The 22,064-nt window shown below is 75.2% G+C and carries 19 protein-coding genes; 13 read left to right on the top strand and 6 right to left on the bottom strand.

Going from position 1 to position 22,064, the window contains the following annotated elements:
• Positions 1–47 precede the first annotated feature (47 nt).
• Both BM165_RS11005 and BM165_RS11000 read right to left on the bottom strand, forming a co-directional pair.
• Positions 48–1,463 carry a DUF445 domain-containing protein gene (locus BM165_RS11005; RefSeq protein WP_075013599.1) on the bottom strand — a complete coding sequence of 472 codons (1,416 nt, stop codon included), beginning with the start codon at positions 1,461–1,463 and terminating at the stop codon, positions 48–50.
• A gap of 42 nt (positions 1,464–1,505) precedes the next feature.
• Positions 1,506–2,351, bottom strand: a complete 846-nt coding sequence (locus BM165_RS11000) for an SDR family oxidoreductase (protein ID WP_075013598.1) — start codon at positions 2,349–2,351, stop codon at positions 1,506–1,508.
• Positions 2,352–2,463: 112 nt separating this feature from the next.
• On the opposite strand from BM165_RS11000, the gene BM165_RS10995 reads away from it, so the two are divergent.
• The 11 genes from BM165_RS10995 (at position 2,464) to BM165_RS10945 (ending at position 14,545) form a co-directional block, all read left to right on the top strand.
• On the top strand, positions 2,464–3,369 hold the full coding sequence (locus BM165_RS10995; RefSeq protein ID WP_075013597.1) for an SCO6745 family protein: 906 nt from the start codon (positions 2,464–2,466) through the stop codon (positions 3,367–3,369).
• Positions 3,370–3,543: 174 nt separating this feature from the next.
• Positions 3,544–4,332 (top strand): DeoR/GlpR family DNA-binding transcription regulator, encoded by a 789-nt coding sequence (locus BM165_RS10990; protein ID WP_075013596.1) that lies wholly within the window; start codon positions 3,544–3,546, stop codon positions 4,330–4,332.
• The gene (locus BM165_RS10985; protein WP_075013595.1) at positions 4,329–5,828 is read left to right on the top strand and encodes a rhamnulokinase; all 1,500 of its coding nucleotides are present in this window, start codon (positions 4,329–4,331) and stop codon (positions 5,826–5,828) included. The genes BM165_RS10990 and BM165_RS10985 overlap by 4 nt, the downstream gene beginning before the upstream one ends.
• 82 nt (positions 5,829–5,910) lie before the next feature.
• Positions 5,911–6,966 (top strand): autoinducer 2 ABC transporter substrate-binding protein, encoded by a 1,056-nt coding sequence (locus BM165_RS10980; protein WP_075013594.1) that lies wholly within the window; start codon positions 5,911–5,913, stop codon positions 6,964–6,966.
• A 64-nt stretch (positions 6,967–7,030) separates the two neighbouring features.
• Positions 7,031–8,596, top strand: a complete 1,566-nt coding sequence (locus tag BM165_RS10975; RefSeq protein ID WP_075013593.1) for a sugar ABC transporter ATP-binding protein — start codon at positions 7,031–7,033, stop codon at positions 8,594–8,596.
• Positions 8,593–9,633 (top strand): ABC transporter permease, encoded by a 1,041-nt coding sequence (locus BM165_RS10970; protein WP_075013592.1) that lies wholly within the window; start codon positions 8,593–8,595, stop codon positions 9,631–9,633. The genes BM165_RS10975 and BM165_RS10970 overlap by 4 nt, the downstream gene beginning before the upstream one ends.
• Positions 9,630–10,745 (top strand): ABC transporter permease, encoded by a 1,116-nt coding sequence (locus tag BM165_RS10965; protein ID WP_075013591.1) that lies wholly within the window; start codon positions 9,630–9,632, stop codon positions 10,743–10,745. The genes BM165_RS10970 and BM165_RS10965 overlap by 4 nt, the downstream gene beginning before the upstream one ends.
• On the top strand, positions 10,742–11,518 hold the full coding sequence (locus BM165_RS10960) for a class II aldolase/adducin family protein (RefSeq protein WP_075013590.1): 777 nt from the start codon (positions 10,742–10,744) through the stop codon (positions 11,516–11,518). Before BM165_RS10965 ends, BM165_RS10960 begins: the two co-directional genes overlap by 4 nt.
• Positions 11,515–12,225, top strand: a complete 711-nt coding sequence (locus BM165_RS10955; protein ID WP_075013589.1) for an HAD family hydrolase — start codon at positions 11,515–11,517, stop codon at positions 12,223–12,225. Before BM165_RS10960 ends, BM165_RS10955 begins: the two co-directional genes overlap by 4 nt.
• Entirely contained in the window at positions 12,222–13,640 is a 1,419-nt protein-coding gene (locus tag BM165_RS10950) for an FGGY family carbohydrate kinase (RefSeq protein WP_083427257.1), read from the top strand. Before BM165_RS10955 ends, BM165_RS10950 begins: the two co-directional genes overlap by 4 nt.
• Before the next feature lie 32 nt (positions 13,641–13,672).
• Entirely contained in the window at positions 13,673–14,545 is an 873-nt protein-coding gene (locus tag BM165_RS10945) for a sugar phosphate isomerase/epimerase family protein (protein WP_075013588.1), read from the top strand.
• A gap of 304 nt (positions 14,546–14,849) precedes the next feature.
• Here BM165_RS10945 and BM165_RS10940 read toward each other — a convergent pair whose 3' ends face one another.
• From BM165_RS10940 to BM165_RS10925, 4 genes are all read right to left on the bottom strand, one after another.
• The gene (locus tag BM165_RS10940; RefSeq protein ID WP_075013587.1) at positions 14,850–16,316 is read right to left on the bottom strand and encodes a rhamnulokinase; all 1,467 of its coding nucleotides are present in this window, start codon (positions 16,314–16,316) and stop codon (positions 14,850–14,852) included.
• A 31-nt stretch (positions 16,317–16,347) separates the two neighbouring features.
• Positions 16,348–18,384, bottom strand: a complete 2,037-nt coding sequence (locus tag BM165_RS10935) for a bifunctional rhamnulose-1-phosphate aldolase/short-chain dehydrogenase (RefSeq protein ID WP_075013586.1) — start codon at positions 18,382–18,384, stop codon at positions 16,348–16,350.
• A gap of 113 nt (positions 18,385–18,497) precedes the next feature.
• Positions 18,498–19,667 (bottom strand): L-rhamnose isomerase, encoded by a 1,170-nt coding sequence (rhaI, locus tag BM165_RS10930; RefSeq protein WP_075013585.1) that lies wholly within the window; start codon positions 19,665–19,667, stop codon positions 18,498–18,500.
• Complete coding sequence (locus BM165_RS10925) at positions 19,664–20,026, bottom strand: L-rhamnose mutarotase (protein ID WP_075013584.1); 363 nt, start codon at positions 20,024–20,026, stop codon at positions 19,664–19,666. The genes rhaI and BM165_RS10925 overlap by 4 nt, the downstream gene beginning before the upstream one ends.
• Before the next feature lie 207 nt (positions 20,027–20,233).
• Here BM165_RS10925 and BM165_RS10920 point away from each other — a divergent pair, with 207 nt between their 5' ends.
• On the top strand, positions 20,234–21,277 hold the full coding sequence (locus BM165_RS10920; RefSeq protein ID WP_075013583.1) for a LacI family DNA-binding transcriptional regulator: 1,044 nt from the start codon (positions 20,234–20,236) through the stop codon (positions 21,275–21,277).
• Positions 21,274–22,047: a (Fe-S)-binding protein gene (locus tag BM165_RS10915; protein ID WP_075013582.1), complete on the top strand. Its 774-nt coding sequence runs from the start codon at positions 21,274–21,276 to the stop codon at positions 22,045–22,047. Before BM165_RS10920 ends, BM165_RS10915 begins: the two co-directional genes overlap by 4 nt.
• The last annotated feature ends 17 nt before the right edge of the window (positions 22,048–22,064 follow it).

The raw sequence follows: 22,064 nt of genomic DNA, 5'->3' as shown, positions 1-22,064 counted from the left end.
CGCGCTGCGGTGAGGGAGGACGCGCTGCGGTGCGGGAGGACGCCGGCTCAGGCGCCCGGCGGCCGGTCCTCGCCCTGCACCTCGGCGGCCTGCGGGTCCGGTAGCGGTCCGCTCTGCACCGTCCGGGGCTCGTCATCGGGCGGCCGGGGGTCCTCGACCTGCGGGTGCGGGTCGTCGCCGCGGTCCCGCGCGCGGCCGGCCCCGGGCAGGCCCGACACGACCTGGTGCAGGTCGTCGATGAGCTCGAGCAGGGCGTGCAGGTCCGTCGGCACCCGCCCCAGGTCGGCGGTGCTCGGCAGGTGCCCCGCCTCCAGCCCGCGCAGCAGCCGCGGGATCTGGTCGGTGAGCGCCGCCAGGTCGGCGGCCCGCTGCTCGGTGAGCAGCGCGGGCAGGCGGCCGAGCAGCGTGCCCAGCGCGCGGGTCGCGTCGTCGTCGAGCTCGCGGCCCAGCCGGGTGAGCAGGCCGAGGACGGCGTCCACCTGCTCCTCGCCCAGCGCCTCCTCGAGGCGGTGGAGGCGCTCGTCGGACAGCAGCACGTCGAGCCGGGCGCCGAGCCGAGCCAGGCGCTCGTCGTCGAGCAGCCCGACGGCGCGCTCCACCAGCCGCGGGACTCGGTCGTCGTCGAGCAGGTCGTCGGGTCGGCCGAGCAGCCGCTGCACCCGCTCGTCGGACGCGAGGTCGAGCAGCGTGCGCACCCGCTCGTCGGACGCGAGGTCGAGCAGCGTGCGCACCCGCTCGTCGGCGGCCAGGTCGAGGGCCTGCTCGACCCGCTCGCCGGTCAGGAGGTCCAGGGTGCGGTCGACCCGCTGGTCGGTCAGGACGTCCAGGCTGCGGTCGACCCGCGCGTCGGTCAGGACGTCCAGGGTGCGGTTCACCCGGTCGCCGGTGACGAGCTCGAGGGCCCGCACGACCCGGTCGTCCCCGGCGAGGTCGAGGGCGCGCTCCACGCGCTCGTCGGCCAGGTGGTCGAGCACCCGCTCGACCCGGGTCAGCAGGTCCGTCGACAGCAGCCGGTCGAGCCCGTCGGCGATCCCGTCCAGCCGGCCCGGGGAGAACAGGCCGGAGGACAGCAGGCCGTCGACGGCGTCCAGGACGCGCGGCACGACGTCGGCCCGCGAGCGCAGCGTGTCCACCGCGCGGGTGAGCGCCTCGACCCGGTCGGCCGACAGCGCCGCGCCGAGCCGGTCGACGACGGCGCCGAGGGTCGCGACCCGCTCGGGCGTCGCGATCGCGGCGAACCGCTGCACCACGCCCGCCGCCACCTCGACGGCCTCGGGACCCACCGCCGCCGCCCGCGCCACGGCCGGGCCGGCGCCGTCGAGCAGGGCGCGGGTGCGGCGGAGGACGTCGTCGGCCAGCGGCAGCAGCGTCTCGGCGCGCGGCAGGGCGGCGCTGAGGCTGCGGACGGAGTCGGCGAGCGTCCAGGGCAGGTCGAGGAGGTCCGAGGGACCGGGCAGGCGCACGAGGAGCGTCTACCCGCACGCCCGCACCTGACCCACCCGCCGTCAGGAAGGCGCGCGCAGCACCTGCTCCAGCGTGCGGGCCGGCCGCCCGAGGAGGTCGGGGACCGCGGAGGAGACGGCGGCCATCTCCCCGGCCGCGATCGCGGTGTAGGTCGACACCCACGCCGCCACCTGCCAGTCCGGCGCCCCGTACACAGCCCGGGAGGCGAACGCCTCCTCCACCGTCTCGGGCTCGTAGCGCACCGCCCGCCCGGTGACCGCCGTCAGCACGCCGGCCACCTCGGTCAGGGTGAGCGCCTCCGGCCCGGTGAGGTCGAGGGTCCGCCCGGCGTGCGCGGTCGGGTCGCGCAGCACCGCGACGGCGACGTCGGCGATGTCGTCCTGCGCCACCAGCGCCACCTGCCCGTCACCGGCCGGCCCGCGGATCGCGCCGTCGTCGCCGACCAGCACCGGCGCGAAGTCGGCGTACAGGGAGTCGCGCAGGAACGTCGCGGGCAGGCCGCGGGCGCGCACGTGCTCCTCGGTGGCCCAGTGGTCGCGGGCGAGGGTGAAGGTGGCGTCCGGGGCCGCCCCGACGAAGGACACGTAGACGAGGTGCTCCACCCCGGCGGCGACGGCGGCATCGACGAAGGTTCGGTGCTGGTCGACCCGGTCGACGGTCTCCGACGCCGACACCATGAGCACCGTCGAGGTGCCCTCGAGCGCCGCGCGGACGGCGGCGGCGTCGCCGTAGGGCGCGCGGACGGCGGTCGCGCCGGGCAGCTCCGGGGCGCGGGCGGGGTCGCGGGCCAGCAGCCGCTGCGGCACACCGGCAGCGGCGAGCCGGCGGGCGACGCGGCCGCCGAGCCGCCCGGTGGAGCCGGTGACGGCGAGGGGGGCGGCGGGCACGGGCGTCTCCTGACGGGCGGGGGCCGGACGGGTCCACAACCCGCCGCACGGGCCCGGCCTTCCCGGCGCGAAGGGGATGGTCGGGGAGGTGGCACGCGAGGACCATGCGCCCGTGGACTACGCCCAGGCACGGCAGGTCTTCCTCACCCCGCCCGCGGTCGAGCGCACGCCCGCCGGCGTCCCCGACACCCCGGGCCGGCGGCTGCGCGACGCCGCCGAGCCGATCGCGACCGTCAGCTGGTGGGGCGAGCCGGTCAACGACCGCCTCGCGGCCCTCGGCCTGGACTTCCTGACCGGCTACGTCTGGGGCCGCGCCGCACCGATGGGCGAGCCGGCCGCACCGGTCGTCGTCGCCGCCTTCGGCGTCTTCGAGCCCGGCCTGGTCACCGGCGTCTACGAGCAGGCGCGCGCCACGGCCGGCCGCGCCGCCGTCCTCGCCGCCCGGGAGCAGGGGGTCGTGGAGTCGCTGCGCGCCCTGCTGCCCGGCGCCGACGTCACCGGCGCGGTCGCCGCGCTGCGCCGCGGGGTCGACGCCGCCGCGCCGCACGTCGTCGGCCGGCCCCTGTTCGCCGGCCAGCTGTCCCTGCCCTGGCCGGAGGACCCGCTGGGGCAGCTCTGGCACGCTGCCACGCTGCTGCGCGAGTACCGCGGTGACACCCACCAGGCCGCCAACGTGGCCGCCGGCCTCACCGCCGTCGAGATGAACCTCCTGACGGAGTACTGGGTCGGCTGGGAGCCCACCGCGTACGCCGGCACCCGCGGCTGGTCGCCGGAGGCGATGGCCGCGGCCGACGCCGACCTCGTGCGCCGCGGCCTGGTCGCCGACGGCGCGCTCACGGCCGCCGGCAGGCGGCTGCGCGACGACGTCGAGACGCGCACGGAGGCCGCCATGGAGCCGGTGCTCGCCGCGATCGGGCCGGACCTCCCCGGGCTGACCCGGCAGCTGGAGGAGTGGTCGGCGGCGGTCGTGGCCGGCGGTGCCGCGCCGCCGGACCCCTACAAGCGGATCAGCGGCTGACCGGTCCGTCCGGCCGTCGTCCGGGACGCGCGAAACCGCCCGACGGCTCATCGCAAGCGGACGGCTTTCGTTTCGCTGCGGAGTCTTGACGCTCGGTTTCGCGAGCCCCTAGCTTTTCGCGCGCCGAGGTCATCGGGTGGCCCGGTCACAGCAGCGGAGAGCGAGGAGGTGTCCGTGCCCTCTCTCGACGAGCACGCCCGCTCGCAGGCGATCCTGTCCGCGCTGGGGGCCGCCGGGCGGGTCGAGGTGAACGACCTCGCGCAGCGGCTGGAGGTCTCTCCGGTCACCATCCGCAAGGACCTCGACGCGCTGGAGCAGCGCGCCGCCCTGCGCCGCGTCCGGGGCGGGGCCGTGGCCGCGGCCGTCGTCGACGAGGGGTCCTTCGAGACCCGACTGCGCACGCGGCGCGCGGAGAAGACCGCCATCGCCCGGGCCGTGGCACCGCTGGTCCAGGACGGCGACGTCATCGCGCTGGACTCCTCGACCAGCTGCCACTTCCTCGCCCGCGAGCTGCTGCACCGCCGGTCGCTGGTGGTGATCACCAACAGCATGCCGACCGCGACGCTGTTCTCCGAGCGGTCGGAGGCGACGGTCCTGGTGACCGGCGGCATCGTGCGCCGCTCGGCGCGGTCGGTGGTCGGCCTCATCAACGACGTCCTGGCCGGGCGCGGGCGCATCCACAAGGGCTTCATCGGCGCGCACGCCGTCTCCGCCGAGCGCGGCGTCATGGACATGGCGCTGGAGGAGGTGCAGGCCAAGCAGCACTTCGCCGCGCACTGCAGCGAGCTGTACGGCCTGGTCGACTCCAGCAAGTTCGGCAGCTTCTCGCTGCACACGGCCACCCCGCTGTCGCAGCTCACCGCCCTCTACACCGGCGCCGGCGCCGATCCCACGGTCGTGGCGGCGATCGAGCGGGCCGGCACCCGCGTGCACCGGGTCGCCGTCCCCGAGGAGCACCGGTGAGCGCCGTGCGGACCGTCGCGGCGGTCGACCTCGGCGCCGAGAGCGGCCGGGTCGAGCGCGCCGACTTCGACGGCGAACGGCTGACCGTCCGCGAGGTCGCCCGGTTCCCGCACACGCCGGCGCCCGTCGACGGCCTGCTGCGCTGGGACGTCGACCTCCTCGTCCGGTCGGTCCACGACGGGCTGGCGGCGCTGGGCGCGGAGACGGCGGTCGCCTCGGTCGGGGTGGACGCCTGGGGTGTCGACTACGGGCTGGTCCGCGCCGACGGGACGCTGGTGGACGCACCGACCTGCTACCGCGACCCCCGGCAGCTCGCGGCGATGGACGAGGCCCTGGCCACGGTCGGCCGCGACCGGCTGTACCGGTCCACCGGCGTCCAGGTCAACGAGATCAACACCGTGTTCGCGCTGGTCTCCGACGCGCGGACGACGACCCGCCTGGACGACGCCGCGTCGCTGCTGATGATGCCCGACGTCTTCCACCACCTGCTGTCCGGCGCCGGGGTCACCGAGGCCACCGCCGCCTCGACCACCGGTCTCTACGACGCCGCCGGCGGCCGGTGGGCCACCGGCCTGGCCGAGGAGCTGGGGATCCCGACCCGGCTGTTCCCCGAGGTCGTGCCGCCGGGCACCGACCTCGGCCCGGTCGTCGGTCCGCTGGCGGATGGCCCACTGGCCGGGACGCGGGTGGTGACCCCGGCCGGGCACGACACCGCCAGCGCCGTCGTCGCCACCCCGTTCCCCGGGCCCGGGGCGCTGTTCCTGTCCTCGGGGACCTGGTCGCTGATGGGCGCGGAGGTGCCGCGGCCGGTCGTGACCGACGCGTCCCTGGCGGCCAACCTGACCAACGAGGGCGGCTACGCCGGCACCACGCGGCTGCTGCGCAACGTCATGGGCCTGTGGCTGCTGCAGGAGTGCCGGCGGGCCTGGGCCGCCCGGGGTCTGGAGTTCTCCTACGCCGACCTGATCGAGCTCGCCGGCCGCGAGCCGGCCCTGCGCAGCGTGGTCAACCCCAACGCGCGCGACTTCCTCGGCCGCGGCGACATGCCCGCCCGGGTGCAGGCCTACTGCCGGCGCTCGGGGCAGCCGGTGCCCGAGTCCCCCGCCGCCGTCACCCGCTGCGTGGTCGACTCCCTCGCCGTCTCCTACCGGGTGACCGCCGAGGACATCGCGGCGGTCACCGGCACGACGCCCACCGCGGTCTGCGTGACCGGCGGCGGCGCCCGCAACGGGCTGCTGGCCCAGGCCACCGCCGACGCCACGGGGCTGCCCGTGCAGTGCGGCCCGGTCGAGGCCACCTCGCTGGGCAACGCCGCGGCGCAGCTGGTGGCCCTCGGCGACCTGGGCGGTGTGGCCGACGTCCGCGCGGTCGTCGCCCGGACCGCCGACCTCCTGACCTGGTCCCCGCGCCCCGATCCGCGCTGGGAGCAGGCCGCAGCCCGGCTGCGGGAGCTGACCCAGGACGACGACCGCGAGCGGGGGCTCATCCCGACGTGAGCAGCGCAGCGTCCTGTCCCCCACCGGCTCGCCGAGTCCGGTGGCACCACGGGGGCTCGTCCCCCACTCCGAGAGGTGACCGATGAGCAGAACACGAACGACGAGGTTGGCCGTCGCCCTCGGCGCGGCCACCACCCTGGTCCTCACCGCGTGCGGGGAGGGCAGCGGCGGGTCGGCATCCGGCGGCGGAGGCGGCGGGGGTGGCGGCGGCGGGGGCTCCGAGGGCGGCGACGTCACGGTCGCCTTCGTCCCCAAGCTGCAGGGCATCCCGTACTTCGAGGCCATGAACACCGGCGGGCAGGCCGCCTGCGAGGAGATCGGCTGCACCTGGCTCTACCAGGGCCCGGTCGAGGCCGACCCGGCCGCGCAGGCCGACATCGTGCGCTCCTACATCCAGCAGGGCGTCGACGCGCTCATCGTGGCGCCCAACGACCCCGACTCGATGGCGCCGCTGCTGCAGCAGGCCGCCGACGCGGGCATCGCCGTGGCCACCTCGGACACCGACGCGCCCAACTCGGTCCGCGAGGTGTTCGTCAGCCAGGCCTCGACCCAGGGCATCGGCGAGGGCCTCACCGACGCGCTGATGGAGGCCATGGGCGGGCGCGGCAAGTACGCCATCGTCTCCTGCGGGCAGACGGCCGAGAACCTCAACGCCTGGATCGAGGTCCAGGAGGCCTACACCGCCGAGGCCTACCCCGAGGCCGAGATCGTCGACATCGTCTACGCCGGCGAGGACCAGGCGGCGGCCACCCAGCTGGCGACCGACCTGATGAACGCCAACCCGGACCTCACCGGGCTGGTCGGCGAGTGCACCTCGTCGGCGCCGGGTGTGGCCCAGGCGGTCCGCGACGCCGGGAAGATCGGCCAGGTCTTCACCGTCGGGCTCGGGACGCCGCAGTCGATGCTGCCCTACCTCGAGGACGGCTCGTCGAGCGCGAGCATCCTCTGGGACGTCGAGAACCTCGGCTACCTGACCGCGTGGACCGGCGTCCAGCTGGCCAACGGCGAGGAGCTGCAGGAGACCAACGAGGTCAACGCGGACATGCCCGAGGTGACCTTCGACTCCGAGAGCAAGGTGCTGCTGCTCGGCCCGCCGCTGCGCATCACCAAGGACAACGCCGGCGAGTTCGACTACTGATCGCGCCCCGGGGAGGACCGGCACCCCGCCGGTCCTCCCCGGCCACCGGCCGAGCGAGGAGACCATGAGCGAGACCCGAACGACCGGGCCGGCCGAGCCGGCCCCCTCCCAGCCGACCGGAGCACGCGCCGAGCGGCTGTCCGTCACCGGGGTGTCCAAGCGCTACGGGGCGGTGCGGGCCATCCGCAACGCCGACATGACCGTGCGGGCCGGCAGCGTGCACGCGCTGGTGGGCGAGAACGGCGCCGGCAAGTCCACCCTCATCAAGATCCTCTCCGGGGCGGCGACCGCCGACACCGGCCGGATCACCTTCGAGGGCCGCCCCGTGACCATCTCGAGCACCGCGGACGCCATCGCCCTCGGCATCGCGACCGTCTACCAGGAACCGCAGCTGTTCCCCGACCTCACGGTCGCGGAGAACGTCTTCACCGGCCGGGAGATCACCCGCCGGGGCCGGGTCGACTGGGCGGCGCAGAACGCCCGCGTCGTCGAGCTGCTGGAGCTCATCGGGCTGCCCGCGCGCTACGCCACCGTCCCGGTCAGCGAGCTGTCCATCGCCGAGCAGCAGCAGGTCTCCATCGCCAAGGCGCTGGTCGGCAACGCGGAGGTGCTCATCCTCGACGAGCCCTCGGCGATCCTCACCGACGCCGAGATCGAGGTGCTCTTCGGCGTCGTCCGCCGGCTGGCCTCCACCGGCGTCGCGATCATCTACATCTCCCACCGCCTGGACGAGCTGTTCGTCATCGCCGACGAGGTCACCGTCATGCGGGACGGGGAGACCCTCGGCACCTGGCCCATCGAGGAGCTGTCGGTCCGCCGGGTCGTCGAGCTGATGGTCGGCGGGATCCTCGAGGACCGCCCGCCCGAGCACACCGTCCCCGACGTCCCGCCCCGGCTGGTCCTCGAGGGGCTGGCCTCCGAGGGGGCGTACTCCGGCGTCGACGTCGCCGTCCGCCCCGGGGAGATCGTCACCCTGTACGGGCTGATCGGCTCCGGGGCCTCGGAGGTCGCCGACACGGTGTACGGCATGCGCCGGGCCACCGCCGGCCGGGTGCTGCTCGACGGCCGGCCGGTCGCCCCGCACTCCCCCCGCGCCGCCAAGCGGCTCGGCATCGCGCTGCTGCCGGCCAACCGCAAGCAGCAGGGGCTGTTCGGCTTCCAGTCGATCGCCTTCAACATCTCCGCCGGCCACCTGCCGATGCTGTCCCGGCTGGGCACCTGGATGGACCGCCGCCGCGAGCGCCAGGTCGCCCGCGACCTCATCACCAGGCTGTCGGTGAAGACGCCGCACGAGCGGCAGCCGGTGTCGGCGATGTCCGGCGGCAACGCGCAGAAGGTCGTGCTCGCCCGCCAGCTGGTGCAGCGGCCGAAGGTCCTCGTCCTCGCCGAGCCCACCCAGGGCGTCGACGTCGGGGCCAAGGAGGAGATCCACCGGATCGTCCGCGCGCTCGCCGACGAGGGGACCGCCGTCCTCATCGTCACCTCGGACCTGCCTGAGGCCATCCGCATCTCCGACCGGCTGCAGGTCGTCCGCGCCGGAACCACGACGGTCGAGTTCGGCCCCGGGGCGAGCCAGGCCGACGTCCTGGCCGCCGCCGCCGGCGCGGTCGGCCAGGAGGAGGCGGCATGAGCTCGTCCACCCTCACGCCCCCGGGCGGAGCCGCGCCGGCCGGGCAGGAGGCGCACACCGCCAGGGAGCGCGGCCGGGTCCTGCCCTTCCCGGTCACCGGCCAGGAGATCGTGCTGCTCGTGGTCGTCGCCGCGCTGTGGGTGGCGCTCGCCCTGGCCACCCCGGCGTTCCTGACCCGCGGCTCGATCGTGCCGCTGCTGGTGGCGATGGCACCGGTCGCGCTGATCGGCATCGGGATGACGGTCGTCATCATCACCGGCGGCATCGACGTCTCGGTGGCCGGCATCGTCATGGTCTGCGCCGTCGTGGTGGCCAGGGCGATGGTCGGGTCGGGGATCTCCCTGCCGGTGGCCGTCGTGCTCTCGGTCGCGATCGGCGGCGTGCTGGGGCTGGTCAACGGCGTGCTCATCGCCTACGGGCGGGTGCACGCGATCATCATCACCTTCGGCACCGCGAACCTGTTCGAGTTCCTCGGGCTGCGGCTGTTCGGCGGGACCACGGTCGACAACATCCCCGGCACGCTGGCCTTCTTCGGCCGCGGCGAGGCCGGCCGCACCCTCGGCATCCCGCACAGCTTCCTGATCATGCTGCTCATCGCGGCGGCCGCCTGGTACTACCTGCGGCACACGCCCGGCGGGCGGCATATGTACGCGATCGGCGGTGACGCCGACGCCGCCCGGCTGGCCGGTGTCAAGGTCCAGCGGCGGGTGGTGTCGGCCTACGTCCTCACCGGCCTGCTCACCGGGCTGGCCGCCTGCTTCGTCATCGCCCGCGGCACCTCCACGCTCGCACCGAACGTGGGCGCCGGCATCGAGCTGGCCGCGATCGCCGCGGTGGTCATCGGGGGCACCTCGATCATGGGCGGCCGCGGCTCGGTCCTCGGCACCGTCCTGGGCGCCCTGCTCGTGCAGACCGTCACCTCGGGCGTGACCCAGCTGGGCTGGCGCTCGCAGCTGTCGGCCCTCTTCATCGGCATCTTCATCCTGATCGCCGTCGGGGCCGACCTGCTCCGGCAGCGGACGAGGAGGACGACATGAGCACGGCGGTCTCCCCGGAGGCGCCCGCCCCGGCACCCCGGCCCGACGACGGGAGCGCGCCCTCGGAGTCCCGGCTCCGGCAGCTGCCCGCCCTCCTGCTGCGCGGGCTGCTGACCCAGCGGATCGTGCTGCTGCTGGTGCTGCTCGCCGCCGTCGTCGTCACGTTCCTGACGCTGTCGGCGCGCAACTACCTGTCCGCGCCCTACGACGCCGGCTACCTGTCGGTCACCCTCATCAGCGCGGTCCCGCTGGTCATGCTCGGCCTGGCAGAGCTGCTCGTCATCACGTCCGGGCGCGGCGGGATCGACCTCTCGGTCGGCGCGATCGTGTCCCTGACCAGCATGGTGTTCGGATTCGCCTACGGGGAGTGGGGCTGGCCTCTGTGGTCGGCCATCGTGCTGGCCGCCGCGTTCGGCGGCCTGTGCGGCGCGGTGAACGGCTTCCTCATCGCCTACATCGGCTACCCGGCACTGATCACCACCCTGGCCACCTACTACGCGTTCTCCTCGCTCGCCATCGTCATCAACGACCAGCAGCCGATCAGCACCCGGCCGATCCAGGAGTTCTTCTCCGCCGCCCGCTCGGTGCCGGTCGGCGGGGGCGAGGACCCGCTGCAGATCCCGCTGGGCATCCTGACCTTCCTGCTGCCCACCGCCGTGGTGGTCTGGCTGCTGCTCAACCGGACCACGTACGGACGGCGGCTCTACGCGATCGGCACCAACGACGTCGCCGCGGAGTGGACCGGCATCGACGTGCGGCGCACCCGGTTCACCGCCTACGTCGCCGCCGGGGTGATCTCCGGCCTGGTCGCGGTCGTGACCGTGGCGCAGTTCGCCTCCGCGCGGCCCGACGCCGGGGTCACGGGCAGCGGCATGGCGCTGCCGGCGATCACGATCGCCGTCCTCGGCGGGGTGGCGATCACCGGGGGCATCGGCCGGGTCGCCGGCGTCGTCCTGGCGACCCTGCTGGTCGTCTGGCTCAACGCGGGCATCCTGCTGGCGGTGCCGGGCAACGCCGGCTCGCAGTACCAGCTGCTCGCCCTCGGCGTCGTCCTCATCGCCGCCGCGCTGCTCAACGGGCTGGCCAACCGCCGATACGGGAGGACGGGGTGAGCGCCGTCTGGGACCCGGACCTGGTCAGCGACGAGCTGGTCGCGCTCACCCGGTCGCTGGGCGAGCGCTCCCGCGACCTCGTCGTCCTGGCCGAGGGCAACACCTCCGAGCTGCTGCCCGACGGGCGGCTGGTGGTCAAGGCGTCGGGGTCGAACATGCGCACGTCGACCGCCGAGGACTTCGTCGTCGTCGACGTCGACCCGCTCGTGGAGCTCATGTCCTCACCGACGGCGACCCAGGCCGACCTCACCGCCGCGCTCGACGCCGGCGAGCACGAGGGCCGCCGACGGCGGGCCTCGATCGAGACGCTGGTGCACGTGGCGGCGCAGGTGTTCGCCCCCACGGCGTTCGTCGGGCACACCCACCCGACGGCGGTGGTCGGCCTGCTGGCGAGCGTGCAGGGGCCCACCGCGTGGGACCGGCACGTCTACTCCGACGAGGCCGTGGTGATCGGCCGGCCGCTGTACGTCCCCTACGCGACGCCGGGGATCGACCTGGGCCGGGTCTACCTCGCGGCACTGCGGCGCCACGTCGACGCCCACGGGGAGCTGCCCCGGCTGGTGCTCCTCGGCAACCACGGCATCGTCGTCAACGCGCCCGGGCCGGCCGGGGTCGAGGCGGCCTCGGAGATGGCGGTCAAGGGCGCGCAGGTCCGGCTGGCCGCCTACTCGGTGGGCGGCGTCGTCCCGCTGGAGCCGGCGAAGGTCGAGGAGTTCGTCGCCCGGGAGGACGTGACCGAGCGGCGGGCCCGTCTCGGCGGCTCGCGGGCATGACCCTGCCCCGGCGGCTGCGCGCGGTGTTCCTCGACGTCGGCGGGCCGGTCTACGACGACGGGAACTACCTCGCCGCCGTGGTCCGGGCCCTCGACGAGCTGCGCGCCGACCAGGGCCGGGAGCCGGTCGACCGCGCCGCGGTCCGCCGGGTGTACGACGCCGCCCGGGCCCGGCAGGGCGGGTCCCTGCGGACCGCGCTGGCCACGGAGCTGCTCGGCGACCCCGGGCTCCGCGGCGCGCTGCACGAGCGGACCCGCCGGCACTGGGTGCACCCGCCGGGCACCCTCTACCCCGACGTCCTGCCCCTGCTGCGCGCCCTGCACGGGCGGGTCGTCGTCGGGGTGCTGGCCAACCAGGAGGCGACCGTCGTCGACGCGCTCACCCGCGACGGCGTCGCCCCGTTCGTCGACGTCTGGGGGGTGTCGGCGGTCGTCGGGTTCGAGAAGCCCAGCCCGGAGCTGTTCAGCTGGTGCCTCGACCGGGCCGGCTGCTCGCCGGAGGAGGCGGTGCACGTGGGCAACCGGCTCGACACCGACGTCCGGCCCGCCGCGGCGCTGGGGCTGGGCACCGTGTGGGTGCTGCGGGGCGAGGCGCCCGACGAGCCCACGCCCGAGCAGCTGGCCGAGCCCGACCTCGCCGTCCCCGACCTCACCGGACTGGCCGACGTCCTGCTGCCCCTGACCTCGGCGGAGGACGGGCGCGGGTGACCGGCGAGCTCGTGGTCGGCGTGGACCTGGCCACCGCGGCGGTGCGGGCCACGGCCGTCCGGATCGGCACCGGCGACGTCGTCGCCACCGCCGCCGCCCCCCTGCCCGTGCCCGCGGTGCCCGCCCCGGGCTGCCAGGAGCAGCCGCCGGTGCACGCCGCCGCCGTCCGGTCGGTCCTCCGGGAGCTCACCACCCGGCTGGGCGCTCGCGCGGCCGACGTCGCGGCGCTCGCCGTCACCGCGACGTCGGGCAGCGTCGTCGCCACCGACGGGGACGGGGTGCCGCGCGGGCCCGTGCTGCTCTACGCCGACCAGCGCGGCGCCGCGCACGCCGGGCGGGTGAGCGCCGCGACCGGCCGGCCGGTCGGCGCCTCCTCGACCCTCGCGCGGCTGGCCTGGCTGGCCGCCTCCGACCCGGCCGCCCGGTACCTGCACGTGCCCGACGTCGTGGTCGCCGACCTGACCGGGCGGCTGGTCACCGACACCTCGCACGCGCTCAAGGCGGGCATCGACCCGGTCACCGCCCGCTGGCCGGCGGACCTGGTGGCCGCCGCGGGCGTGCCGGAGACCGCGCTGCCTGAGCTGGTGCACCCGGGCACCGTCGTCGGGGAGGTCCGCCCGGACGTGGCGGCCGCGCTCGGTCTCGCCCGCGGCGTGGCCGTCGTCGCCGGGATGACCGACGGCTGCACCGCGCAGCTCGCCGCGGGTGCCGTGGCCCCGGGCCGGACGGCGGGCGTGCTGGGGACCACGCTCGTGCTCAAGGGCGTGGCCGCCGCCGAGGTGACCGGGTTCGGCGGCGCGGTCTACTCCCACCTCGCACCCGACGGCCTGTGGTGGCCCGGCGGCGCGTCCAACACCGGGGCCGGCGTCCTGGCCGACGCCGGGGTGCCCGACCTCGCCGCCGCCGACGCCGAGGCCGCCCGGCAGGGTCCCTCCCCCTGGACCGCCTACCCCCTGCCGGGGACCGGCGAGCGCTTCCCCTTCGTCCGCCCCGAGGCGACCGGCTTCCTCGTCGGGCCCTCCGCGCCGACCCCGCAGCAGCGGCACCGCGCCGTGCTCGACGGCGTCGCGTTCGTCGAGCGCCTCGGCCTGGAGCGCCTCGCCGCGCTGGGGGTCGCCTCGACCGACCACCGGGTCGTCGGCGGCGGCTCCGGATCGGCGGTGTGGAGCGTCATCCGCGCGAGCGTGCTCGGCCGTCCGGTGACGCGGCCGGCCGAGCCGTCGAGCGCCTTCGGCGCCGCCGTCCTGGCCGCCGCCGCGGTGACCGGAGCGCCGCCGGTGGCCGCCGCCGACCGGATGGTGCGCGCGGCCGAGGTGGTCGACCCCGACCCCGGCCAGGCCGGCCCGCTCGAGGAGGGCTACCGGCGCCTGGTCACCGAGCTGCACCGCCGCGGCTGGCTCGACGACGTCAGCTGACCCGTGTCCCACCGAGGAAGAGGAGAGGACCCATGCCGATCACCCACGGCGTCCACGCGCTGGTCTGGACCGGGGGCTGGTCCCCCGACGAGGCCCGCCACGCCATCGCCTCGACCGCCGAGGCGGGCTACGACCTGATCGAGATCGCCCCGATCGACCCGACGGGCTTCGACGCCGGCATGACCGCGCGGCTGCTGGAGGAGCACGGCCTGCAGGTGAGCGCCTCCCTCGGGCTCAGCGAGGACACCGACGTCTCCAGCGAGGACCCCGACATCGTCGCCCGGGGCCGGGAGCGCCTGGCGACCGCACTGTCGGTGCTGCGTGACAGCGGCGGCTCGGTGCTGTGCGGCGTCCTCTACTCCCGGCTCGGCAAGTACTCCGGGCCCGCCACCGAGCGCGGCCGGGCCAACTCCCAGGAGGCGATCGCGTGGCTGGCCGACCGGGCCGCCGCCTCGGGCATCACGCTGGCCCTGGAGTTCTGCAACCGCTACGAGACCAACGTCATCAACACCACGCAGGAGACGCTGGACTTCATCGCCGCGGTCGACCGGCCCAACGTCATGGCCCACCTCGACACCTACCACATGAACATCGAGGAGCACTCGTTCACCGAGGCGGTGCGGGCGGCCGCCGCGGCCGGGCGGCTGGGCTACGTGCACGTCGGGGAGTCCCACCGCGGTGCGCTGGGCACCGGGACCATCCCCTGGGCGGAGTTCTTCGGCGCGCTGACCGAGGTCGGCTACGACGGGATCGTGACCTTCGAGTCGTTCTCCTCCGAGGTCGTGCACCGCACGCTGTCCAACGACCTGGCGATCTGGCGCAACCTCTGGACCGACAACCGCACCCTGGCCCGCGAGGCGCTGGACTTCACCAAGCGCGGCCTGGCGGCCGCCGGGCGGCCCTGACCCGGACGCCGGTCAGGCGCGGTGCACCACGTCGTGGCCGAGGTCCCCGCCGGGGTCGCGGGGGTCACGGTCGGGGTCTCCGGGGTCGCCGCCGGCCGCCCTGGCGGGCGGCACCGCGGGCGCCGGGGGTGCCGGCTGCGGTCGCCCGCCGGCGGTGGCCTCGTGGGCGAGGTCGTCGCCGTGGTCGCCGTCGGCGACGCTCCGCCGGACCGGTCACGGCCCCTCCCCACCGGCCGGCGGAGGCGCCGCCCGTGGGCCGATGCCGCGCGCCCGGCCGGGACGCGCACGAGGCCCCGCGTTCCGGTCAGCCGGCGACGCGCGCCTCGGCGGCGTCCCAGGCCGCGGCCGAACCCGAGGGGCGGTACTCGACCAGCTGCTGGGTGTCCCGCAGCAGCCGGCGCATCTCCCCCAGGCCACCCGTGACCGCGCCGAGCGCCCGGGCCTGCACGAGGGCGTTGCCGAGCGCGGCGGCCTCGACGGGACCGGCGAGGACCGGCAGCCCGCAGGCGTCGGCGGTGAGCTGGCAGAGCAGGGCGTTGCGCGCTCCCCCGCCGACCAGGTGCACGACGTCGACCGCGCGGCCGGACAGCTCCTGCGCCCGCCGCACCGTCCGGCGGTAGGCCAGCGCCAGGCTGTCGACGATGCAGCGCACCGTCTCGGCCTGGCCCTGCGGCGGCGCCTGCCCGGTCTCCCCGCACGCCTGCGCGAGGCGGCCCGGCACGTCGCCGGGCGGCAGGAACCGCGGGTCGTCCACGTCGACCACCGCGGTGAACGCCGGCACCCGTCCCGCGGCGGCGAGCAGGTCGGGCAGGTCCGCCGGCAGCCCGGAGGCGGCCCACGTGCGCAGCGACTCCTGCAGCAGCCACAGGCCCATCACGTTGTGCAGGTAGCGGACCGTGCCGTCGACGCCGAGCTCGTTGGTGAACCCGGCGGCGCGCCCGGCCTCGGTGAGCACCGGCCCGTCCAGCTCCACGCCCACCAGCGACCAGGTGCCGCAGGAGACGTAGGCGAACCGGTCCGACGACGCCGGCACGCCCACGACCGCCGAGGCCGTGTCGTGCGACCCGACGGCGATCACCGGCACCTCGCCCAGGCCGGTCTCGGCGCGCACCTCCGCGGTGAGCCGTCCGACCTCCTCCCCCGGCTGCACGAGGCCGGGCAGGAGGTCGCGCGGCAGCTCGAGCCGCTCGAGCAGGCCGGGAGCCCACTGCCGCGTCGTCGCGTCGAGCAGCCCGGTGGTGGAGGCGTTGGTGACCTCGGCGGCGCGGGCCCCGGTGAGCCAGTACGCCAGCAGGTCGGGCACCAGCAGCGCCTGCCGGGCCGCGGCGAACCGCGCCGTCCCGCGCATCGCGGCGAGCTGGAACACGGTGTTGAACGGCAGGTGCTGCAGCCCGTTGACCCGGTAGAGCTCCGCGGGCGGGACGGCGGCGTGCACGGCCGGGACCGCGGTCCCGTGCCGGGCGTCGCGGTAGTGCACCGGGTTGCCCAGCAGCGCGCCGTCGGCGTCGAGCAGGCCGACGTCGACCGCCCAGCTGTCGATGCCGATGGCGTCGACGCCGCTGCTCTCGCGGCCGGCCGCGCGCAGGCCGTCGAGGACGCCGGCGTAGAGGGACAGCACGTCCCACTGCAGCGTGCCCGCCGTGCGCACCGGCCGGTTCGGGAACCGGTGCACCTCGGCGAGGTCGAGCCGCCCCGGGCCGACCCGCGCGGTCATCACCCGGCCGCTGGAGGCGCCCAGGTCGACGGCCGCGAGGGTCAGCTCCCGGCTCACCCATCCCCCTTTCGCGCGCGGAAGGCGGACATCAGCGCAGGAACGCGGCCGCGACGCCGGAGTCGACCGGGACGTGCAGACCGGTGGTGCGGGAGAGCTCGCCGCCGGTCAGGGCGAAGACGGCGTCGGCGACGTGCTCGGGCAGCACCTCGCGCTTGAGCAGCGTCCGCTGGGCGTAGAACTGCCCCAGCTCCTCCTCCGGCACCCCGTAGACCGCGGCGCGCTTGGCGCCCCAGCCGCCGGCGAAGATGCCCGACCCGCGGACGACCCCGTCGGGGTTGATCCCGTTGACCCGGATCTGGTGCTCGCCGAGCTCGGCGGCCAGCAGCCGGACCTGGTGCGCCTGGTCGGCCTTGGTGGAGGAGTACGCGATGTTGCTCGGGCCGGCGAACACCGCGTTCTTCGAGGAGATGTAGACGACGTCGCCGCCCATCCCCTGCTCGATCATGATCCGGGCGGCCTCGCGCGAGACGAGGAAGCTGCCCTTGGCCATCACGTCGTGCTGCAGGTCCCAGTCCTGCTCGGTGGTCTCCAGCAGCGGCTTGGAGATCGACAGGCCGGCGTTGTTCACCACCAGGTCGACGCCCCCGAAGGCCAGCACGGCCTCGCGGAAGGCGGTGGCCACGGCCTCGGCGTCGCTGACGTCGGCGGCCACCCCGATCGCGACGTCGGCGCCGCCGATGCCGGCGGCGGCGTCGGTGGCCTTCTGCAGGTCGAGGTCGGCGACGACGACGCACGCGCCCTCGCGCGCCAGCCGCTCGGCGATGGCCTTGCCGATGCCGCTGGCCGCCCCGGTCACCAGCGCGACGCGCGAGGCCAGCGGCTTGGACTTCGGCATCCGGTGGAGCTTGGCCTCCTCCAGCGCCCAGTACTCGATGCGGAACTTCTCGCTCTCGTCGATCGGGGCGTAGGTGCTCACCGCCTCGGCGCCGCGCATGACGTTGATCGCGTTGACGTAGAACTCACCGGCCACGCGCGCGGTCTGCTTGTTCGCGCCGAAGCTGAACATGCCTACGCCCGGGACCAGCACGATCGCCGGGTCGGCGCCGCGCATCGGCGGGCTGTCGGGGGTGGCGTGCCGCTGGTAGTAGGCCGCGTACTCGGCGCGGTACTCCTCGTGCAGCTCGCGCAGCCGCGCGACGACGTCCTCGACCGGGGCGCTCGCCGGCAGGTCGACCACCAGGGGGCGGACCTTGGTGCGCAGGAAGTGGTCGGGGCAGGAGGTGCCCAGCGCCGCGAGGGGCGCCAGCTTCTCCCGCGACAGGAACTCCAGGACGACGTCGGAGTCGGTGAAGTTGCCGACCTGCGGCCGGTCGGTGGAGGCCAGCCCGCGGATGACCGGCGCGAGCTCGGCGGCGCGGCGGCGGCGCTCGGTCTCGGGCAGCGCCTCGTAGCCGGGGACGACGGCACCGAACGGCTCGGCCTCCCCCCGCTCGGCGAGGAAGCGTTCGGCGGTGCGGATGACGTCGAGGGAGTTGGCCTCGGCCTCCTCGCTGGTCGCCCCCCACACGGTGATGCCGTGCCCGCCGAGGACGCAGCCGATGGCCTGCGGGTTCTTCTCCTTGATGGCGGCGATGTCGAGGCCGAGCTGGAAGCCGGGACGGCGCCACGGCACCCAGACGACGCGGTCGCCGAAGCACTCGCGGGTGAGCGCCTCGCCGTCGGCCGCCGTGGCCAATGCGATGCCGGAGTCGGGGTGCAGGTGGTCGACGTGTGCGGCGTCGACGAGACCGTGCATGGCGGTGTCAATTGACGGGGCGGCGCCGCCGCGGCCGTGCAGGCAGTAGTCGAAGGCGGCGACCATCTCGTCCTCGCGGTCGATGCCGGGGTAGACGTCGACCAGCGAGCGCAGCCGGTCCAGCCGGAGCACGGCCAGGCCGGACTCCTGCAGCGTGCCGAGGTCGCCGCCGGAGCCCTTGACCCAGAGCAGCTCGACCGGCCGGCCGGTCACCGGGTCGGTCTCGCTGCCCTTGGCGGAGGTGTTGCCCCCGGCGTAGTTGGTGTTGCGCGGGTCGGCGCCCAGCCGGTTGCTCCGGCCCAGCAGCTCACTGACCACGGGGTTGGTCACGGGTGGTTCCTTCCGGGTTCCTGGACCCGGCGAGATCACGGGATCTCGCACGGTGGGAGGGGCTGATCCGTGCGAGATCACGTGATCTCGCCGGGGAGAGGAGGCAGGAGGGGCTAGGCGCCCCAGCCGGCCTGGGTGCCGCCGACGCGCTCGCGGGCGATGCGCTCCTGGTGGCCGGAGCGGGCGTAGGCGGCGTAGGGGTCGGCGTCGAGGCCCTTCGACTCTCGCAGCTCGGCGAGCAGGGGGCGGACGTCGGTGCTGAAGGCGTCGGTCAGCGCGCCGTGTGCGGCCAGCACGTCACCGGACCGCTGGGCCGCGGCGAGCGCCTCGCGGTCGACCAGCAGCGCCTTCGCCGTGGCCTCCTGCACGTTCATCACCGAGCGGATCTGCCCGGGGATCTTCGGCTCGATGTTGTGGCACTGGTCGAGCATGAAGTTGACGCCCGCGCCGAGCAGCGCGTCCGCGGCGACGATCTCGTTCATGATCCGGAACAGCTGGAACGGGTCGGCCGACCCGACGATCAGGTCGTCGTCGCCGTAGTAGCGCGAGTTGAAGTCGAACGCACCCAGGCGGCCCACCCGCAGCAGCTGCATGACGATGAACTCGATGTTGGTGCCCGGCGCGTGGTGGCCGGTGTCGAGCACGACCGTCGCCTGCTCGCCGAGGGCCATGCAGTGCAGCAGCGAGGTGCCCCAGTCGGGGATGTCCATCGCGTAGAAGTACGGCTCGTAGAACTTGTACTCGAGCAGCAGCCGGTGGCCCGGGTCGAGCAGGGCGTAGACCTGCTGCAGCGAGTCGGCGAGGCGCTCCTGGCGGCCGCGCAGGTCGTCCTGGCCGGCATAGTTGGTGCCGTCGGGCAGCCACAACTTCAGGTCGGTCGAGCCGGTGGCGCGCATGACGTCGACGCACTGCGCGTGGTGGGCGATCGCCTTGTCCCGCACGGCCTCGTCCGGATGGGTCAGCGACCCGAGCCGGTAGTCGTCGTCCTGGAAGAGGTTGGAGTTGATCGCCCCGATCGAGACGCCGAGGTCGGCGGCGTGCGCGGCGAGCTTGGCAAAGTCGTCGACGAGGTCCCACGGGACGTGCAGCGACACTCGCGGCGCGGCGCCGGTGTAGCGGTGCACCTGGGCGGCGTCCTCGATCTTCTCGAACGGGTCGCGGGCCACGCCGGGCTGGCCGAACACCTTGAAGCGGGTGCCGGAGTTGCCGAACGCCCAGGAGGGCAGCTCGATCGTCTGGTCGGCCAGCGCGGCGAGCGCGCGGGCGCGGAGGTCGGTGGTCACGGGGCGTCTCCGTTCGGACGGGGAGGGTGCTCGCCGGCGGCGGCGAGCTGGGCGTCGAGGTCGAAGACCAGGTCGAGCGTGGCCTTGCCACGGCCGTCGCCGGTGGTGAAGAAGGGCGCCATCTCGGCCTCCCAGCGGCCGCTCACCTCGGTGGCGTCCACGGCCGCCTGGGCGGCCGCGAGGTCGTCGGTCTCCACGACGCCGACCAGCAGGCCGTCGTCGCGCAGGTAGAGCAGGTACTCCCCCCAGCCGGCGTCGCGCAGCGCGCGCAGCATCTCCGGCCAGACGGCGGCGTGCCGTGCGCGGTACTCGGCCAGCCGGTCGGGGCGGACCTGGAGGGTGAAGCAGGCACGTGACATGCCGGCCCTTCCTGCCGTGAAACGATTCAGCGACGCTGTGGCCTGGACCATAGGACGCCGCTCGGGACCGTGTCAATCGGTGTCATGAGACACCGCGGCGGTCCCCTACGGCTCGTGACGGGTGTTTGACACGTTTCAGGACAGCGACGACCATCACGGCACCGGACGGTGTCCCGTCCCGAGCCCCGACCCCCGGGAGGAGACGCCGTGGCCGCGAGCATCCGCGACGTCGCCGAGCGTGCCGGGGTCTCGGTCGGGACGGTCAGCAACGTCCTCAACCGGCCCGACGTGGTGAGCGCGCCGACCCGCGAGCGGGTGCTGTCGGCGATCGCCGTCCTGGGCTTCGTGCGCAACGAGTCGGCCCGTCACCTGCGCGCCGGGCACAGCCGCACCATCGGCCTGGTCGTGCTCGACATCGCCAACCCGTTCTTCACCGACGTCGCCCGCGGCGTCGAGGACGTCGCCAACAGGGCCGGCCTGGCGGTGTTCCTCTGCAACTCCGACGACCGCCCGGAGAAGGAGAGCGCCCACCTCGACGTGCTCGCCGAGCAGCGGGTGCAGGGCGTGCTCATCACCCCCACCGGCGAGCTGAACCCGCACCTGCAGACGCTGCGCCGCCGGGGCGTGCCGGTGGTGCTGGTCGACCGCCGGGCGCCGTCGGCCGACCAGTGCGCGGTCGCCGTCGACGACGTCCTCGGCGGCCGGCTGGCCGGCGGGCACCTGCTCGAGCGCGGGCACCGGCGGATCGCCTTCATCGGCGGCGCCTCGGACCTGCCGCAGGTGCAGGAGCGGCTCGCCGGCGTGCAGGCCGTCGTCCGGGAGGCCACCGGCAGCGACGACGCGCTCGTCGTCCTCTCCACCGAGGCGCTCACCGTGGCGGCCGGCCGCGAGGCCGCCGCCCGCATCGTCGGGATGCCCGCCGCCCACCGGCCCACCGCCGCGGTGTGCGCCAACGACCTCATGGCGCTCGGCGTGCTGCAGGAGATGGTGCGCCAGGGGGTGCGGGTACCCGACGAGTTCGCCATCGTGGGGTACGACGACATCGACTTCGCCGCGGCCGCCGCGGTGCCGCTGACCTCGGTGCGCAAGCCGCGCCAGGCCCTCGGCTCGCGGGCCGCGGAACTGCTGCTCGACGAGGCCCGCGGGGACGGACACGTGCACGTGCAGGAGGTCTTCGAGCCGACGCTCGTCGTCCGCGAGTCGAGCATGGTCCGCCGCGACAGGACGGCCGACCGGGAGGAGGGCCCGTGAGGGTCGCGCTGTTCGCCACCTGCCTGGTCGACACCGTGGTGCCCCAGGTGGCGCGGGCGACCGCGGTGCTGCTGGAGCGGCTGGGCCACGAGGTGGTCGTGCCGCCGACGCAGGCCTGCTGCGGGCAGATGCACGTCAACACCGGCTACCGGCGCGAGGCGGTGCCGATCGTGGCCAACCACGTGCGCGCCTTCGCCGGCGCCGAGGCCGTCGTGGCGCCGTCGGGCTCGTGCGTCGCCTCGATCCACCACCAGCAGGCGATGGTGGCCCGGCGCGCCGGGGAGCACGCGCTGGCCGACGAGGCGCAGGCGCTGGCCGGGCGCACCTACGAGCTGTCGCAGTTCCTCGTCGACGTCCTCGGGGTGACCGACGTCGGCGCCTACTACCCGCACCGGGTCACCTACCACCCGACCTGCCACTCGCTGCGGCTGCTGCGGGTCGGCGACCGGCCGCTCGCCCTGCTGCGCGCCGTCCGCGGGCTCGACCTCGTGGAGCTGCCCGGCGCGGAGTCCTGCTGCGGGTTCGGCGGCACCTTCGCGGTGAAGAACGCCGACACCTCGACGGCGATGCTCACCGACAAGATGGCCAACGTGCTGTCCACCGGCGCCGAGGTGTGCACCGCCGGGGACTCCTCGTGCCTGGTGCACATCGGCGGCGGGCTGTCGCGGCTGCGCTCGGGCACCCGCACGGTGCACCTGGCCGAGATCCTGGCCTCGACGGAGGACGACGTGAGCCCCACCCAGACCACCCGCCCGGCGGTCCGGGCGTGACCGCCTCTCGCGCGTGG

The sequence above is a fragment of the Geodermatophilus obscurus genome (assembly GCF_900115395.1).
GTDB classification, from domain to species: Bacteria; Actinomycetota; Actinomycetes; order Mycobacteriales; family Geodermatophilaceae; genus Geodermatophilus; species Geodermatophilus obscurus_B.
This window is presented reverse-complemented; position numbering and strand designations above follow the sequence as displayed.

Bases quoted from the DNA above. Each gene is read 5' to 3' on its own strand.
- BM165_RS10980 (WP_075013594.1), top strand. From the start codon at position 5,911: ATGAGCAGAACACGAACGACGAGGTTGGCCGTCGCCCTCGGCGCGGCC.
- BM165_RS10975 (WP_075013593.1), top strand. From the start codon at position 7,031: ATGAGCGAGACCCGAACGACCGGGCCGGCCGAGCCGGCCCCCTCCCAG.
- BM165_RS10970 (WP_075013592.1), top strand. From the start codon at position 8,593: ATGAGCTCGTCCACCCTCACGCCCCCGGGCGGAGCCGCGCCGGCCGGG.
- BM165_RS10965 (WP_075013591.1), top strand. From the start codon at position 9,630: ATGAGCACGGCGGTCTCCCCGGAGGCGCCCGCCCCGGCACCCCGGCCC.
- BM165_RS10955 (WP_075013589.1), top strand. From the start codon at position 11,515: ATGACCCTGCCCCGGCGGCTGCGCGCGGTGTTCCTCGACGTCGGCGGG.
- BM165_RS10945 (WP_075013588.1), top strand. From the start codon at position 13,673: ATGCCGATCACCCACGGCGTCCACGCGCTGGTCTGGACCGGGGGCTGG.
- BM165_RS10925 (WP_075013584.1), bottom strand. From the start codon at position 20,026: ATGTCACGTGCCTGCTTCACCCTCCAGGTCCGCCCCGACCGGCTGGCC.